At 71.0% G+C, this 16334-nt stretch carries 11 protein-coding genes and 1 pseudogene; 2 read left to right on the top strand and 10 right to left on the bottom strand.

Features of this window, described 5'->3' with window-relative positions; all coding sequences use genetic code 11:
- The coding region (locus R6V09_RS25810) for an LPXTG cell wall anchor domain-containing protein (RefSeq protein ID WP_317883807.1) at positions 1 to 888 on the top strand (888 nt) is incomplete at its 5' end.
- 95 nt (positions 889 to 983) lie between these two features.
- Here R6V09_RS25810 and R6V09_RS25805 read toward each other — a convergent pair.
- The 4 genes from R6V09_RS25805 to R6V09_RS25790 all read right to left on the bottom strand — a co-directional run bounded on the left by R6V09_RS25805 (position 984) and on the right by R6V09_RS25790 (position 7057).
- Positions 984 to 2762 carry a GMC family oxidoreductase gene (locus R6V09_RS25805; protein WP_317883806.1) on the bottom strand — a complete coding sequence of 593 codons (1779 nt, stop codon included), beginning with the start codon at positions 2760 to 2762 and terminating at the stop codon, positions 984 to 986.
- An 81-nt stretch (positions 2763 to 2843) separates the two neighbouring features.
- Positions 2844 to 4475 (bottom strand): succinic semialdehyde dehydrogenase, encoded by a 1632-nt coding sequence (locus R6V09_RS25800; protein WP_317883805.1) that lies wholly within the window; start codon positions 4473 to 4475, stop codon positions 2844 to 2846.
- 126 nt (positions 4476 to 4601) lie between these two features.
- The gene (locus tag R6V09_RS25795; RefSeq protein WP_317883804.1) at positions 4602 to 6119 is read right to left on the bottom strand and encodes a serine/threonine-protein kinase; all 1518 of its coding nucleotides are present in this window, start codon (positions 6117 to 6119) and stop codon (positions 4602 to 4604) included.
- A gap of 44 nt (positions 6120 to 6163) precedes the next feature.
- Positions 6164 to 7057, bottom strand: a complete 894-nt coding sequence (locus tag R6V09_RS25790) for an MBL fold metallo-hydrolase (protein ID WP_317883803.1) — start codon at positions 7055 to 7057, stop codon at positions 6164 to 6166.
- A 102-nt stretch (positions 7058 to 7159) separates the two neighbouring features.
- Between R6V09_RS25790 and R6V09_RS25785 the strand changes: the two genes are divergently transcribed.
- Positions 7160 to 8053 (top strand): AraC family transcriptional regulator, encoded by an 894-nt coding sequence (locus tag R6V09_RS25785; RefSeq protein ID WP_317883802.1) that lies wholly within the window; start codon positions 7160 to 7162, stop codon positions 8051 to 8053.
- Here the strand turns inward: R6V09_RS25785 and R6V09_RS25780 are convergent, their stop codons facing one another.
- From R6V09_RS25780 to R6V09_RS25755, 6 genes and pseudogenes are all read right to left on the bottom strand, one after another.
- The gene (locus R6V09_RS25780; RefSeq protein WP_317883801.1) at positions 8054 to 8398 is read right to left on the bottom strand and encodes a hypothetical protein; all 345 of its coding nucleotides are present in this window, start codon (positions 8396 to 8398) and stop codon (positions 8054 to 8056) included. It abuts the gene before it with no gap.
- 28 nt (positions 8399 to 8426) lie between these two features.
- Positions 8427 to 10136, bottom strand: coding sequence for a LamG domain-containing protein (locus tag R6V09_RS25775; RefSeq protein WP_317883800.1), 1710 nt, complete (start codon positions 10134 to 10136; stop codon positions 8427 to 8429).
- Positions 10137 to 10223: 87 nt separating this feature from the next.
- Positions 10224 to 11810 carry a serine/threonine-protein kinase gene (locus R6V09_RS25770; protein ID WP_317883799.1) on the bottom strand — a complete coding sequence of 529 codons (1587 nt, stop codon included), beginning with the start codon at positions 11808 to 11810 and terminating at the stop codon, positions 10224 to 10226.
- A gap of 86 nt (positions 11811 to 11896) precedes the next feature.
- Positions 11897 to 13639 (bottom strand): serine/threonine-protein kinase, encoded by a 1743-nt coding sequence (locus R6V09_RS25765; RefSeq protein WP_317883798.1) that lies wholly within the window; start codon positions 13637 to 13639, stop codon positions 11897 to 11899.
- Positions 13640 to 13668: 29 nt separating this feature from the next.
- Positions 13669 to 15381 carry a serine/threonine-protein kinase gene (locus R6V09_RS25760; protein WP_317883797.1) on the bottom strand — a complete coding sequence of 571 codons (1713 nt, stop codon included), beginning with the start codon at positions 15379 to 15381 and terminating at the stop codon, positions 13669 to 13671.
- A 157-nt stretch (positions 15382 to 15538) separates the two neighbouring features.
- Positions 15539 to 16334: pseudogene (locus R6V09_RS25755) on the bottom strand (protein kinase); the annotation flags it as partial.

The raw sequence follows: 16334 nt of genomic DNA, 5'->3' as shown, positions 1-16334 counted from the left end.
ACCCCCGCCTCGGACACCAGCAGCACGGCGGCCGACGACAGCAGCCCCGCGTCGGACACCAGCTCCCCGGCGGCGGACACGAGCAGCCCCGCCGCGTCGGGCACCCCGAGCGGGAGCACGTCGCCCAGCCCCTCCGCGTCGCCGAGCAAGCCGTCCGACGACTTCGACCCGTACGCGGACTGCAAGACGTTCGACCTGGACGAGAAGCTCACCGCGTCGATCACCGGGCTGCCGAACAAGATCGTCGCCGGTTCCGGCTGGCACACCTTCAAGTTCGTGGTGAAGAACGCCTCGGACAAGGACCTGCAGAACGTCTGGATCAACGCGCTCACCGAGTACAGCGACGACGTGAACGAGGACTCCTCGCTCATGCTGGACCTGGCCCAGATCCAGCTGAAGCAGGACGGCAAGTGGACCGACTCCTACCAGCAGACCGTCGGCTCCGGCAGCGGCAAGGTCACGCTGCCCGGGAGCATCGTCGCGATTCTTCCCACCCTGGAGAAGCAGTCCACGACCACGCTCGACCTGCGCGTGAAGATCAAGCGCTCGGCTCCCGCGGGCTCGTCGTTCGCGCTGAGCCAGGCGATCTACGCGGGCAACGGTGACTCCTGCTACGGCAACGGCGACTTCTACGAGTTCTCCGTCCTCGCCGCCGGCAGCAGCGACCCGGGCGACGTCGGCGACGCCAAGCCGACCGGCCAGAAGCCCAGCGGGACCGACGAGGACCTGAAGCCGCAGGGTGACGTCAACGACGCCACCGGCAGCCTCGCCTCGACCGGCTCCAGCTCCGCCCTGCCGGTGATCGGCCTCGTGGGCGGCGCCGCGGTCGTCGCGGGTGCCGCAGCGGTGGTCATGGTGCGTCGGCGCAAGACCGGAGAGAGCGCGTAGCACGTAGAGCTCACTCGACGAAGAAGGACCTGCGCTCGGAGGGGGGCGCAGGTCCTTCCTTGTGTCCGGCGAGTGCGGCAAGTACCGCTTGTCGCCTACGACTTCGGCGGCACCGTCGGCATCCCCAGGAACGGGAGCCGCAACGCGCCGAACGCGCCCTCGGGGACCGCCGGTTGCCGCGGCTCAACCGCCTTCAGCCGTTCGTACGACGTCCCCTGGCGCGGACGCGGGTCGGGCTCGCCCTTGTTGGGCCAGTACGACATCGCGCGCTCGGCCTGCGCGGTGATGGTGAGGGAAGGGTTGACGCCGAGGTTCGCCGAGACGGCCGCGCCGTCGACGACCGAGATGCCCTCGTGGCCGTAGAGGCGGTGGTACGGGTCGATCACGCCCGTCTCGCGGGAGGCGCCGATGGGGCAGCCGCCGAGGAAGTGGGCGGTGAGCGGGGTGCCCATCAGTTCGCCGACGTTGGAGCCCGCGAAGCCGTTGATCTCGGCGGCGATGGCCGCCGCGGCCTCCGAAGCCGCCCTGATCTGCTTGGGGTTGGGGGCACCGTGCCCCTGACGGGCCGTCAACAGCCCTTTCCCGACGCCGTCCGGTTTCAGGTACGTCGTCAGGGAGTTGTCCAGCGACTGCATCACCAGGCCGATGATGGTCCGTTCCGACCAGCGGCGGTTGGAGAGCGAACGCAGGACCAGCAGCGGGTGACGGGCCGCGTTCGCCAGCCAGGCCAGTGCCCTCGACGAGCCCTCGGCGTAGGGGACTTGGAGGATCGACAGGCCGCCCATCGAGTTGGAGCCCTTGCCGTAGCGGACCGGTTCGATGTGGGTGTTCTCGTCGGGGTGGATCGAGGAGGTGATGGCGACCCCGCGGGTGAAGTCGGCCTTCGGGGTGCCGGTCGCCTTGCGGTAGCGGCGGTCGTTCGTCTGCGCGCCGACCAGGGCCTCCGAGTTGGTGCGGGTGAGTTCGCCCAACTTCTCGGAGAGGTACGGCAGTTGGCCGCCCGCCTTCATGCGGTGCAGGAGCGTCTGGGTGCCGTAGGTGCCGGCGGCGAGGACGACTCGGCGGGCCTTGAAGGTGCGGCCCTCGGACTTCCGGCGCGCGTCGGTCGGGAGGGTCGCCACCGCATAGCCGCCCTGCGAGTCGTCCGTGACCGACACGACCGTCGTCATCGGGTGGACCTCGGCGCCCGCCTTCTCGGCGAGGTGCAGGTAGTTCTCGTTGAGGGTGTTCTTGGCACCGTGCCGGCAGCCCGTCATGCACTCGCCGCACTCGGTGCACGCCTTGCGGGCCGGGCCCGCGCCGCCGAAGTAGGGGTCGGCGACCTGTTCGCCGGGCCTGGCCTTCGCGGTGCCGTCGGCGTCCTCGCCGTCACCGAAGAAGACGCCGACCGGGGCCATGTGGAAGGTGTCGCCCACGCCCATCCGCTGGGCCGCGGCCTTCAGATGGACGTCGGACGGGGTCGTCGTCGGGTTGAGGCGCACGCCGAGCATGCGGCGGGCCTGGTCGTAGTACGGGGCCAACTCCTCCTGCCAGTCCGTGATGTCACGCCACTGGGGGTCCTCGAAGAACGGCTTCGGCGGGACGTACAGGGTGTTGGCGTAGTTCAGGGAGCCGCCGCCCACGCCCGCGCCGGCGAGGACCATGACGTTGCCGAGCAGGTGAATGCGTTGAATGCCGTAGAGGTTGAGCTTGGGGGCCCAGAGGTAGTTCTTGAGGTCCCAGGAGTTTTTGGGGAGCGTGGAGGGGGTGAAGCGGCGGCCTGCTTCCAACACGCCTACGGTGTAGCCCTTTTCGGTGAGGCGGAGGGCGGTTACTGATCCGCCGAAGCCTGAGCCGACGACGATTACGTCGTAGTCGTAGGTGTCCTGGGGCACGGGGTCTCCTCGTTGAGTTTCACGTGCGGGTGCGTCGGGGCTGGTCGCGCAGTTCCCCGCGCCCCTAAAAGATCAAGAGCCTTACCTGAGCCGGAATGCCTTCATCACGCGGAGGCTGCGGCTCATGAACTGCGCGTACGCCTCGTCGGTCATTCCCAGGGACGGGGCCATCGGCAACAGGCGCTGCTGGGCGACCGTCTGGGCCTCCGTGTACTTGAGGATGCCCTCGGAGCCGTGGCGGCGGCCGAGGCCGGAGTCCTTCATGCCGCCCATGGGGGACTGGACGCTGCCGTAGGCGGAGGCGTAGCCCTCGTTGACGTTGACCGTGCCGGTGCGGATGCGGGCGGCGACGGCGCGGCCACGGCGGCCGTCCTTCGTCCAGACCGAGGAATTGAGGCCGTAGGAGGTGGAGTTGGCCTGTTCCACCGCCTCGTCCTCCGTCTTGAAGCGGTAGATGGAGACGACCGGGCCGAAGGTCTCCTCGCCGCAGACCGACATCGGGGCCTCTACGCCGTCGAGGATCGTCGGTTCGAAGAAGTACGGGCCGATGTCCGGGCGGGCGACTCCGCCCGCGACGAGCTTCGCGCCCTTCGCGACGGCCTCCTCCACGTGTCGCGTCACCGTCTCCAACTGGCGCTCCCCCACCAGCGATCCCATGTCGGCGCCGTAGGCGAGGGACGTGCCGAGGCGCATGGCCCTGGTGCGGGCGGCGAAGCGTTCCAGGAAGGCGTCGGCGATCGACTCGTGGACGTACAACCGCTCGATGGAGATGCAGAGTTGCCCGGCGGAGGAGAAGCAGGCGCGGACCGCGCCCGCCGCCGCCTTGTCGAGGTCGGCGTCCTCCAGGACCAACATGGCGTTCTTTCCGCCGAGTTCGAGGGAGACGCCGACCAGGCGGGCCGCCGCGCCCTGCGCGACCTCGCGCCCGGTGCGGGTGGAGCCGGTGAAGGAGACGTAGTCGGCGTGCTTGACGACCTCGGGGCCGACGACCGGGCCCTCGCCCAGGACGACCTGGAAGACGTCGGCGGGCAGGCCTGCCTCGATGAGGAGGTCGCGGGCCCACAGGGCGGTCAGGCAGGTCTCCGTGTCCGGCTTCATCACTACCGCGTTGCCCGCTACGAACGCCGGGAGCGCGTCGCCGACGGAGAGTTCGAGCGGGTAGTTCCAGGGGGCGATCTGGCCCACCACCCCACGCGGGTGGCGGAGTTCGGTGACCTTGGTGAGGGTCGGGACGGCGCCGGTGTGCCGCTTCGGCTTGAGGTAGGCGGGGGCCTTGCGGCCGTAGTGGCGGGCCGCGACGGCGACGGCCTGCACCTCCTCGTGCGCGTGCAGCCGTGCCTTGCCGGTCTCCAGCTGGATCAGGTCGAGGACCTCGGCCTGGCGGGCGAGGACGAGATCGTGGAAGCGGAGCAGGACGGCCGCGCGCTGCCGTACCGGTACCTGCGCCCACAGGGCCTGTGCGGCGCGGGCCGCGTCGAAGGCCTTCGCCACGTCCTCGGGGGTGGACTCGGGCAGGTCGGCGAGCTTCTCGCCGGTGAACGGCGTGTGGTTGGCGGTCCGGCCGGAGCCGACCACACCCTTCGTGAGCTGGGCGACCAGCTCCGGGGTGACCACATCGGCGGCGGTACGGGCGCCTGTGGGGGCCGGCGCGAGGGGGTTCGTGCCGGTCGTCGTTTCCGTACCGGTCTTTTCCGGGGCCTGCGAGTCCGTCATGTGCGGCAGGGTATGCCGCCACGGGAGGTTTGGGTACCCGTCGGTAATCGGGATTCACCGAGCGCTCACACCGCGCCAGCGATCACTGGCAACCAATACGCTGATCAGGGCGTTGTGCGGGGATGATCACCGCAGGATCGCCACCGGATCACTTTCCGGGAGGGTGAGCCGGGCGCGGGCGCCCTTGAAGAGCGCGGTGCCCTGCTTCTCCGCCGGTGTGCCCTTGGGCATGTCCACGCGCAGCTCGTACATGCGGTCGTCCGCGGTGCGGACGACCAGGGCCATCGTGCGGGTGGGGACGCCGGACTGTCCGTAGGTGGCGTCGGCCAGGATCGCGTCCTTGTTCCCGCGGAAGCTGGTGCGGGTGTACCGCGGGTTCGCCATGCCCCGGCCCAGGGCGCGCGCTTCGGCGAGGGGCGTGTCGGCTGCCTTGTCCCATTCGGTGAGGCGGACGCGGAGGGCGCCGGTGCCGTAGACGACGGTACGGCTGCCGGCTGCCGCATCCGTCTGGAGAAGCCGGTACTGGGGCGGGAGGAAGAGGACCGCTTTCATACCCTCCCGCTGGCGAGCGGTCCAGGAGTCCGTGCCGAGGACCCTCGCCAGGACGGTGCCGAAGACCAGGCCCGCCAGGAGGAGTACCCCGAGCGTGATGAGGAGGGCGCGGCGGGGGCGACGGGACCCGGGCCCGGGCGTGGGTGCGGGATCAGGTTCCAACTCGGCTTGCGGTACGGCCTCGTTGACGATGGCGACTGCTTCGGGCTCCACATCGGGCGCCGCGTCCTGGACGGTGACCGTGGGCTCCGGTACGTCCTTCCCCGCGGCCACCGCCTCCAGTACCGCGCCGACCTCCTCCGCCCCCGGCCGCCCCTCCGGGTCTCGCGCCAACATCCGTACGATCAGCGGCCCGAGGGGGCCCGCCCGGGTCGGCTCGGGTGGTTCGCCGGCCAGGATCGCGCCGAGCGTGGACTCCACGGTCGTACGGCGGAAGGGGGACGCCCCTTCGACGGCCGCGTACAGGAGCACGCCGAGGGACCACAGGTCGGAGGCCGGTCCGGCGCCGGTGCCCGACATGCGCTCGGGGGCGATGAACTCCAGCGAGCCGACGAACTCGCCGCTGGCGGTGAGGGATTCCTCGCCCTGGATGTGCGCGATGCCGAAGTCGGTGAGGACGACCCGGTCGTGGGGACCGAGCAGGACGTTGGCGGGCTTCACGTCACGGTGCACGATCCCCACCGCGTGCGCGGCGCTCAGGGCGCCGAGAACGGCGCGGCCGATGCGCGCGGACTCGGCGGGGACGAGGCGTCCGCGCCCGAGCAGTTCGTGCAGGGACTCGCCGCGCACCAACTCCATGACTATCCAGGGGAGTTCGCCCTCGATGACGACATCGTGGATGGCGACCGCGGAGGGGTGGTCGACCCGGGCGGCGGCGCGGGCCTCCCGGTAGAGCCGGTGGGCGGCGCGCTGGAACGCCTCGTCCTCCGGGTCGCCGGGCAACCGCGGCTGCTTGACGGCGACTTCGCGGTCCACGAGTTCGTCGAACGCCCGCCATACGGTGCCCATGCCGCCGGACCCGATCCGTTCGAGCAGCCGGTAGCGACCGCCGACCAGACGTCCGTCGCGCACCTGTTCGCCGACTTCGCTCATGCCCCATCAGTACCGTGCCGGATACGGCCTTGTCGACGCGCGTCCTACTTCCCGAGCACCAGCGTGTCGCCCGCCCGCCGCACCTCCGCGACACCGCTCCCGCCGAAGTGCGCCGGAATCACCAACTCCCCTTCGTCGGCGGCCCGTTCGAGCACGCGTCGGCGGCTCCGTACGGCCTGCCCGGGATCGAGGCAGAAGCAGCTGTTGCACTCGGGATGCGCGATCTGGACGGGGCTGTGCATCAAGTCCCCGACGAACACGGCCCGTTCACCGCCGGAGGCGACCCGGAGGACGGAGGAACCGGGGGTGTGCCCGGGCGCGGACTCCAGCGTGAGGTGTTCGTCGACGCGGTGGGTGCCGTCCCACAGGGTGGCCAGCCCGGCGCGGTGCACGGGCGCGATGCTGTCCTCGTAGGTCAGGCGGTCGTCGGGCTGTAGGCCGCCGCCGTAGTGGTTCTCGGGCCCGAAGTGGAAGTCGTCGGCGGCGGGCAGGAGGTAGCTCGCGTTGGGGAACAGCGGCTGCCAACTCCCCTCCACGTCATGGGTGTTCCAGCCGACGTGGTCGCCGTGGATGTGCGTGTTGACGACGACGTCGACCTCCTCGGGCCGTACGCCGGCCCGCGCCAGCCGCCCCGGCAGGTCGCCCTGGCTCATGTGGAACAGCGGATTGCCGGGCCGCTCCCGCCCGTTGCCGACGCCGGTGTCCACGAGCACGGTCCGCCCGGCGCTGCGCAGCACCCAGGTCTGGAGCGCCACGACCACGTGGTCGCTCTCGGGGTCCCAGTGGTCGGGGGCGAGCACGTCACGGTTGTCCTGCCACACCTCGGGCGCCAGGTCCGGGACGAGGGTGCGGGCAGGGACGAAGGGCTGCTGCCACTCGACGACTCGGACGACTTCGACGTCACCGATCATCAGGGTCTGTGTGTTGTCCTCGGTCATGGAAACGAGCCTAGGGAGCGCATGATGAGTGTCTCAATGCGTGAATGACTCACCCCGATACGCACACGGCTCACATGTGCCCTGTCGGCGTAGTGTGCCCGTATGGACGTGGTGAGCGACGCGATCTCCGCCGTACGGACCGGGCAGCCCTCCTCCAACCGACTGCAGGTGAAGGGCAGTTGGTGCACACGGCTGGCGCCGTACGAGGGTGCGGGGTTCCATGTCGTGCTGGCGGGCAGTTGCCGGCTGGTGCCCGACGGGGGCGGTGAGCCGGTGGCGCTGGGCGCGGGGGACGTCGTACTGCTGCCGCACGGAGCCGGACATGTGCTGGCGGATTCGTCCGGCGACACAGCGCGGGCGGTGCCGTTCGAGGAGATGCGGCGGCCGGTCGGGGACGGGCCCGAGGTGGAGCTGCTGTGCGGGAAGTACCGGCTGGACCGGAGCCGTACGCATCCGCTGATGGCGGAGCTGCCGGAGGTGGTCCATCTGCCGAACCGGGTCGGCCGCCATCCCGAACTCCGTGCTGCCGTGGACCTGTTGGCGCGGGAGCTGGACGAACGGCGGCCGGGGGCCTGCCTGGCGCTGCCGAGCCTGCTCGACCTGCTGCTGATCTACCTGGTGCGGGCGTGGATGAGCGAGGCGGAGACGGGCAGTTGGCCGTCGGTGCTGAGCGATCCGGTGACCACGGCCGCGCTACGGGCCCTGCACTCCGACCCGGCCGCCTCCTGGACCAACGACCGGCTGGCCGCGGCGGTGGGCGTGTCCCGGGCGACGCTGGCCCGCCGGTTCACCGCGCTGGTGGGGCGGGCGCCGATGGCGTATCTGACGTGGTGGCGGCTGACGTTGGCGGCGACCCGCCTGCGGGACACGGATGCCTCACTGGCAACTGTGGCCCGCGAGGCGGGATATGGGAGCCCGTACGCCCTGTCGCACGCGTTCAGCCGGGAGTTCGGGGTGACGCCGGGCAAGTACCGGACATCGGCAGTGGGTTCGTGACTATCCGTCCTCGGGGTCGTCGTACTCCTCCGCGAGTCTCAGCCCCAGGTCGGATTCCCAGTCCAGGGCCCACTGCCGCAGCTCCGCGATCTCCTCCGTGCCGAGTCCGTGGGCCGCGAACTGCTCGTCGCTCACCCAGACGACGCCCTCCAGCCGGTCCCGCAGCCCGGAGAGGTCGAACTCCGGCCCGGCGTCCCGCAGTCCGAGCTGTTCGAGTTCGATGACGGAGAAGTGGCGGCAGGCCGCGTGCACGTCGATCACGTCCTGCGGCAGACCGCGGTCGGCGAGCGCGCGCACGCTCGCGACCGCCAGGTCCTCGTGACTCGCCGGCTCCGGCGTCCCCACCGCCAACTCCCCTTCTTCCGGCGCCCGGTCAGACGTCCGCGCCGCCCAGTCTCAGCTGCGCCAGCCGGATCTGGTCCAGGACTCCGGCGTAGGTGTGGACCTCGTCGAGCTCACCGGTCAGGTAGTCCGTCCCGGCACCGGCCGCGAGGCTCCGGCCGATCTGGAGGTCGCCGGTGGGTGTCCAGGTGTCCTTGCCCGTGACGCTCGCGGTGTCGCCTGCGTAGACGTCGTCGACGTACAGGCGGAGTTGGTCGGTCCGCTCGTCGTAGACCACCGCAAGGAACTCGTCCTCCGCCGCCCCGAACGGCGAGGCGGGCGCGGTGACCGTGGTGGTCGGCGCGTCGGCGCTGTCCTCGTGGGCGACCACGGCCTGCCAGGACCGGGAGGCCGCGACATAGCGCAGGGTGAACAGGCTGGTGTGCTCCCCGGGTTGGGACAGCAGCGTCATGTCGTGCGTGGCCGTGTCCCCGTCGACGCGCACATGGGTCGTCACGGAGAAGCCCGCGTCGGACGGGCGTACCGCGTCCGGTGTGGTGGCGTAGTCGCCGTCGCCGTCCAGGAGGAGGTCGCCGTAGCCCACCATGGGGTATCGCGCCGGAGTGCAGTCGGGGTTCACGTCGCAGTCGTCGGTGGCCGTGTAGATCGACGCGTCGCCCGCCAGGGTGAGCGGCTCACCGCCCGCGTACTCGGGGCTGCTGCCGCCGGTCGCCGTCTCCAGGTCCCAGTAACCCTGGCGCTGCGGAGTGCGCGTGGCGGCGGCCGTGATCTCCCCGGGGACGTACACGCGGTCCCAGACGTCGACCGCGGTGAGCAGACCGTGCCAGTGCGCGGTGCCGTCGGCGGCCTCGCCGGAGCCGAGCCGCAGGGGGCCCGTGCCACCGGCCGCGACGGTGTTCTCGGCCGTGGCGACCAGGTCACCGTCGACGTAGAGGTGGGCCGTGTGCTGCTCGGCGTCGTACACGCCGACGAGATGGGCCCACTCGCCCCGCTCGGGGGAGCCGCCGGTGAGGTGTACGGAACCGCCGCTCGTGGTGGGGAGCGCGAAGGACCAAGTGGGCGCGCCGTCCGTGGAGTTGGTCGCCGTGCCCAGGGAGAAGCCGGTCCGGCTGACGGCGGTCATGTCGCTGTCGAGCGCGTCCGGGCGGACCCAGGCGCCGACCGAGAAGATCTTCGCCGTGTCCACCGCGGAGTCGAGCGTGGCGTACGCCTCGTCCGTGCCGTCGAACCGGGCGGCGGAGGCGACGCTCGTCCCGGTGGGGCCCTGTGCGTCGGGGGTGACGCCGGTGCCGGTGTCCGCGCCGGAGTCGTGCTGCGGGTCCCAGTGGGAGACCGCCGCCCTGCCCTCGCCGACCTTGACGGAGTACGTGGTGTCGGAGCTGCCGTTGCCCGCCGCGTCGAACGCCCGGACCGTGAGGGATGTCAGTCCCTCCCGCTGCGGCAGCCAGCGCAGCGAGACCGCGCCACCGGGCTCGGCCGGGGTGAGGGTCTGCGACACGCCGCCCATCCAGGTATAGCGGTACGACACCACGTCGTCGGACGCCGAGTCGATGACGAACGTGCCGTAACTGCCCACCCCGTCGTGCCAGTTCTCGTCGTCCGGGTACTCCGGCGACGAGACGACCGGTGCCTTCGGCGCCTCGGTGTCGTCGGCCGCCGCCGCAACTCCCGTCAGGGCGGCGGTGGTCAGTGCCACGGCCGCGCAGGTCACCCCGGCGCGTCTCCAGTCGGACGTCCTCAAGGTCAATCCCCTCCCAAGATCCGGTAAAGAGAGAATGACCTTAACTGCCGCCACTGACAACGCAATTGTGCGCCGCCGCAGCACCGCTCACCGGCTGTCGACGTCCAGGTTGGCGATCGCCGCCTTCGCCACCTCGCGGCCACGGGCCGTGAAGTCGCCCTTGCCCGGGTAGCTGATGGTGAGCCGGTACATGTCCCCGGCCGAGGTCTTGTAGTAGAGGATCCTCAGCTCGCGGGGAAGGGGGTTCTGGGTGTCGTCGGAGTCGTAGGTGACCGTGTTCTCGGCGGACGGCTGGCCCTGGTAGGTGCCGGTCGGCTTCGGAACGGTCTCCGCGGCCTTCCCCATGTCGAGGTCGACGCTGCCGCTGGTCTTGAAGTCGCCGTTGTCCGAATACATTTCGGCCGCCGCCGAGTCTTTTATATAGCCGTTGGGGTCCTCGGACTTCTTGTCGAGGCTCAGGAAGATCCAGATGCTGCCGCTCGGGTCGGTGTACGTGACCCAGTGGCTCTTGTCCGAAGTGCGGTCGGGAGTGGTCCTCTTGTAGGCCGCCGGGGCGGCGAGCGTCGCGGCCACGTCGGACTCGTGGTGCTTCTTCCAGCCGTGCGGCAGCGGCCTCGCGAACGGGTCGGCGATCGCCACGTACCCGGCCGCCACCGAGGCCGCGACGACCACGGCACCGAGCCCGAACCACACCTTGCGGCCCAACCGGCGCTTTCCTGCGGCTCCTTGGACGTACCGCACCTCTTGCGTCGCCGCCGGAGCCGGCGGGTTCGCCACCGATTCGAGTACGGCGCGCACCCGGGCGGCGTCCGGGCGGCTCGACGGGTCCTTGGCCAGCAGGGCGGTGATGAGGTCGGCGAGCGGGCCCGGCGCCGAAACCGGCGGTGCGGGCGTGGCGTTGAGGACCGACTGGAGGGTGGCGGGGGTGTTGCTGCGGCGGAACGGGGAGACGCCCTCCGTCGCCGCGTACAGGACCACGCCGAGCGACCACAGGTCGGACGCGGGTCCTGGGCGCTGGCCCAACACCCGTTCCGGCGCGATGTATTCGGGCGAGCCGACGAAGCCGCCGGTGTCGGTCAGGTTGGTCTCGCCCTCTATCTGGGCTATCCCGAAGTCGGTCAGCACGACCCGGTCGTGGCGGCCGAGCAGGACGTTGTCCGGCTTGACGTCACGGTGCAGGACACCCGCCGCGTGCGCGGCCTCCAGGGCGCCGAGCACCTGCAGGCCGATACGGGCCGCGTCGCGCGCGTCGAGGGTGCCCTCCTGCAGCACCTCGCCCAGGGAGCGGCCGGTCACCAGCTCCATCACGATCCACGGCCGGCCGTCGACGACGGCCACATCGTGCACGGTCACGACGGCGGGGTGGTCGAGCCGGGCCGCCGCGCGTGCCTCGCGGCGCATCCGCTCGTACGCGTTGTCACGTTCGCGTTCGGGAAGATTGTCCGGGACGCGGGGTTCCTTGACGGCGACCTCGCGGTCCACCGTCTCGTCCTGGGCGCGCCACACCGTGCCCATACCGCCGTGCCCGAGCTTGCCGAGCAGCCGGTAGCGCCCGGCTATCAGACGTCCGGTGCCACTGTCCCGCGAGGGCTGTGGCACCTTCGGTCTCGGCGGTTGCAGAACAAAACTCGTCGTCTCGTCGGGCCCGCCGCCCTGTCCCCCGTCGCTGCTCATGGGTCCATCCATATCGCGGCGACCGCTCCCGTATCCACAGGGAACGCGTTCCGGTCACACACCCGTGACTCGAACCGTCACCTATCTCACCTTTGTGCCGGTACGAACGTGTCCAGCGCGACGTCGAAGTACTCCTTCGCCTCCCGCACCTTCCCGACCGGCGCCGACACCCACACGTCGTACATCCGGCCGCTCTCCTCCCAGCACAGGTCGTAGGTGTGCCGGGGCCCCTCCGCCGTGCTGAAGCCGTTCCAGGTGAACTCCCAGAGCGCGGCGGGGTGTCCGTAGTGGGTGGTGTCGGTGACCTTGCCGTCGTGGTAACCGGGGTTCGTGTCCGCGCCCTTGGCCGCCGCGCTCTTCATCACCGCGAGCGGGCCGCCCGCCGCGGGGTCGGACATCCTGATGCCGAGCCGGAAGGTCTCCCCCGGCGACATGTAGAAGATGCGCTCGCCCTGCGGGACGCGCACGAAGTCCTCCGGTACGGCGAGCGCGAAGCCGTCGGGGTCGTGGGCCACGCGGTAACCGGAGGGCGCGGTGGGCGAGTTGACGGTCTTCGAAGGCGTGGGGGTGGGGGTAGGGGTGGGCGACGGTGACGTCGTACCGGCACTCGTGGAGGTCGACGGCGCCGAACTCCCGGGCGCGGCAGCCCTGTTGTCGTCGCCGTGCATCAGGAGCGCCGCCGCCGACACCCCCGCCCCCGCCATCGCCGCGACCAGCAACGCGGCCACTAGGACACCTCGGGTGGAACGCCGAGGGGGCGGCACTTCCGTGACGGGCGGTGTGGGCGACGGTGTCGGTGGCGCCGACTCCCGTAGCGGCACGTCCCGTTGGGTCGGCGTGTAACCGGGTGCCGGGTGCGCCGTACGCCCGGCACCCGCCTTCGGTGTGCGCCCCGCGCCCGCCGACGGCGTGCGCCCCGTCTTCAGGAAGGCGCGCAGCATCCGCTCCGCCTCCGCCGCCTCAAGCCGCTGTTCCGGATCGCGTTCGAGCAGTCCCCGTACGACGGGCAGCAGCGGCCGGGCCTCTTCGGGTGGCCGGATCTCGTCGAAGACGACCGCGTGCAGGATGCCGCCCAACGAGTCGCGCCGGAACGGCGATTCACCGCTCAGCACCGTGCACAGCAGCGCGCCCAGGGACCACAGGTCGGACGCGGGACCGGTCCGCAACCCGGACATCCGTTCCGGCGCGGTGTACTCGGGCGAGCCGACGAACGCGCCGTTCTCGGTGAGCGTCGTGGCGCCCGCGACCTGCGCGATACCGAAGTCGGTCAGGACGACCCGGGCGAAGGCGGCGGGGTCCTGGTCCTCCTGGGCGGCGGCGGTCCGGTCGGAGCCCGACCGGTCGGCGGGGGTCCGGTCGGTCTGCTCGGAGGCGGTGTCCAGCAGCACGTTCGCCGGTTTGATGTCCCGGTGCAGGACGCCCGCCGCGTGCGCCGTGCGCAGCGCGCCGAGGAGGGCAATACCGATCCGCGCGGCCTCGGCGGCGTCGACCGGACCGTGGGTGGAGATCCGGTCGGCGAGCGAGCCGCCGTCGATCAACTCCATGACGATGTACGGCCGTTCGTCCTGCTCGACGACATCGTGCACGACGATGACGTGCGGATGCCGCAGCTGCGCGACCGCCCGCGCCTCACGCAGTGTCCGGTCGCGGTGCTGCCGGGCCTCCTCCTCGGAGAGGGAGTCGTCCTGGGCGATCTCCTTGACGGCGACCTGCCGGCCCAGCAGTTGGTCGGTCGCCCGCCACACGACGCCCATGCCGCCGCGCCCGAGCCGCTTCTCCAGTCGGTAACGCCCGGCGATCACCCGGACGTTGTCCCCCTCGGTCCCCATGCGCACCATCATGACGCAACCGGAAGCGCTCAGCCCGAGTTCGGACTCCAGCTCTGCAGGACCGACTTGAACTGCGCGCTCGTCGTCGCCCAGTCCGCGGCCGGCGAGGACATGTAGATCGCGTACTCGATCCCGTCACGGGACGTGTACGTCTCCTCGATGGCGCGCCGCGGCCCCGGGTAGGGCGTGTCCTTCGCCTGCGCGGTCCAGGTGTAGTCCCACAGGGACCCCGGACGGTCGCGGTAGGTGTTCGCCTCCAGGGTCACCTTGTTGTAGTCGACCAGCCGTTGGAGCTGTACTTCCAGGTCCAGCTGGTGGGCGTTCGCGTTGGGGAAGTCGGGGGTGGGATCGATGGCGATGCGGACGAAGTGCTCGCCGTTGTCGGGCGTGTAGTCGACCTGCTGGATGTCACTGGTCTCGCCGCCCTTGCTGTCGGAGACGTAGACCTTCCGTACCCAGCCCTTGGGGAGCGATATCTCGAAGCCCAAGGGGTCGGTGTAGGTCCTCCAGTTGGCGGGAAGCGAGTTCTGCGGCGAGGTCGGCGAGGCGCTCCCCGTGGGGCTCTGCGAGACCGACGCACCCGGGGTGGTGCCCTGGTCCCGGTCCTGGTGCCACTTCTGCAGCCCCAGCGCCGTACCGCCGCCGACGAGCGCGGCGAGGACGACCACCAGGACGACCGAACGGAACCGGCGGCGCTTCGGCGGAGCGGGCGCGACGGCACCGGGGCCCGCGAGGGGGACGGGGGGCGTCCGCTGGTCGTACGTGGACCCCGTCGCCGACTGATACGGCGTCGCGCCCGAACCGGGGTACGGTGTCGCGCCCGAACCGGTGTACGGCGTCGCGCCGGTGGCCGGCGTGTCCTGGGTGAAACTCTCCGCCCGTGAACCCAATCGCTGCGTCGGCAGCCACTCCTCCGCCGACCGCGGCCGTCGTCCCTCGGCGGCCTCCGCGAGCATCTGCTCGGTCTGGTCCGCGTCCGGCCGCAGGTCGGGGTCCTTGTTCAGCAGCGCGGCGATGACGGGCGCGAGCGGACCGGCGTACCGCAGTTCGCCGGCCTCCTCCTCGACGACGGCCTGCATGGTGGACAGCGGCGAGGTGCGGCGGAACGGCGAACGGCCCTCGACCGCCGTGTAGAGCGTGGCGCCCAGCGCCCACAGGTCGGAGGACGGTCCCGGGTCGGCGCCGCGCACGCGCTCGGGGGCGAGGTAGTCGACGGATCCGACGACCTCTCCGGTACGCGTGATGGTGCTGTCGCCCTCGATCTGCGCGATACCGAAGTCGGTGAGCAGCACCCGCCCGTCCAGCCCGAGCAGCACATTGCCCGGCTTGACGTCGCGGTGCAGGACGCCGGCTGCGTGCGCGGCGCGCAGCGCGCGCAGCACCCACAGACCGATGCGCGCGGCCTCGGCCGGCTCGATCCGGCCCTGCTCCTTGACCTCGTCGGCCAGCGAGTTGCCCTCGACCAGCTCCATGACGATCCACGGTCGGCCGTCGTGTTCGAGGACGTCGTGCACGGTGACGACGGCGGCGTGGTTGATGCGCGCGGCGGCGCGCGCCTCGGCGCGGGTGCGCGCCAGAAGTCTCGGCTGGTCGCTCTCGGACACGTAGAGCGCGGCCGTCAACTCCTTGATGGCGACGGCCCGGTGCAGCACCTCGTCGTGCGCACGCCACACCCGGCCCATGCCGCCGCTGCCGATCGATTCGGCCAGTCGATAGCGCCCCGCGAGGAGCAGGCCCTGCATCTGATTCACGTTGCCCCGCAATGCTCTTGACAGGCTCAGCGTAAGGACCGGCCCTCCGGCAGGGAACCAGCGGGGTACCAAGGAGACCGCACTGTGACGGTTGTCGCTTCTGCGCCCGAACGGGAACCATTCAGCTCCGGCGCGCCGCCTCCGCGGGTCAGCCGGTGTACTGGTAGGTCGACGACGCCTGCTCGTACAGCCGTGTCACCTCGTCGCGTTGGGCCTCCGGGCCGCGTACCTGCACGATGTGGTAGCGGCCGTTGATGAGGAACACCATGTTGCGTACGAACAGGTCACCGCCCTGACTGTCCGTCCAGGTGAACTGCCCCTCGGCCATGACCTTTCCGCCCACCGTGATGGTCCGCAGTCCGGTCGCCGTGGCCCAGCTGGAGTTGCGGTAGGGCTGCAACTCGCGCTCCTTGTCCCGCTGGTACACCATCGGGTCGCTGCCGTTCGTCGTGGCGCTGTCCCGTCCCGCCACCACGATCAGCTCGAAGTCGCCGTGCGAGTAGACCACTTGGCCGCTGCCGTTCTTGGGTGTACGGGTCCAGCCCTTGGCGACGGCGACCTGGAACCCCACGGAGTCCTTCCGCAGCACGAAGCCGTCGGCGACGTTCGAGCCGGTCTGCGTCCCGGTCGAACCGGCCGACTCGGAGGGGGTGTTGGAGCTCTTGGAGGCATCGGGCGAGGTCTGGTCGGGCTGCGGCTGACTGCTCGCCTCGGCCGACGACTGACTCGGCGCGGGACTGACCTCCCCCGCCGCCCCCGTCTTGTCCCCCTGCCCAGCGCCGGTGTTCTCCCCCGACTTGGGCATGAAGACCATGGCGTACGCGATCGCGCCGGCCAGCAGCAGGAAGATGAGCACCAGCAGGGTCCGGCCGAGGCGCCGGGGCGACCCGGTGACCTCCTGCTTGGCCCGCTTGTGCCGCCCGTGCGGACTGGTCGCGGGCAGC

The organism is Streptomyces sp. W16, from assembly GCF_033194735.1.
Classification (GTDB): Bacteria; Actinomycetota; Actinomycetes; order Streptomycetales; family Streptomycetaceae; genus Streptomyces.
Note: the sequence above shows the minus strand (reverse complement) of the source record. Positions and strands in the feature narration are given on the sequence as shown.

Coding starts and splice junctions, on each gene's coding strand:
- R6V09_RS25770 (WP_317883799.1), bottom strand. CDS start 11,810: ATGAGCAGCGACGGGGGACAGGGCGGCGGGCCCGACGAGACGACGAGT.
- R6V09_RS25790 (WP_317883803.1), bottom strand. CDS start 7,057: ATGACCGAGGACAACACACAGACCCTGATGATCGGTGACGTCGAAGTC.
- R6V09_RS25795 (WP_317883804.1), bottom strand. CDS start 6,119: ATGAGCGAAGTCGGCGAACAGGTGCGCGACGGACGTCTGGTCGGCGGT.
- R6V09_RS25765 (WP_317883798.1), bottom strand. CDS start 13,639: ATGGGGACCGAGGGGGACAACGTCCGGGTGATCGCCGGGCGTTACCGA.
- R6V09_RS25760 (WP_317883797.1), bottom strand. CDS start 15,381: ATGCAGGGCCTGCTCCTCGCGGGGCGCTATCGACTGGCCGAATCGATC.
- R6V09_RS25785 (WP_317883802.1), top strand. CDS start 7,160: ATGGACGTGGTGAGCGACGCGATCTCCGCCGTACGGACCGGGCAGCCC.
- R6V09_RS25800 (WP_317883805.1), bottom strand. CDS start 4,475: ATGACGGACTCGCAGGCCCCGGAAAAGACCGGTACGGAAACGACGACC.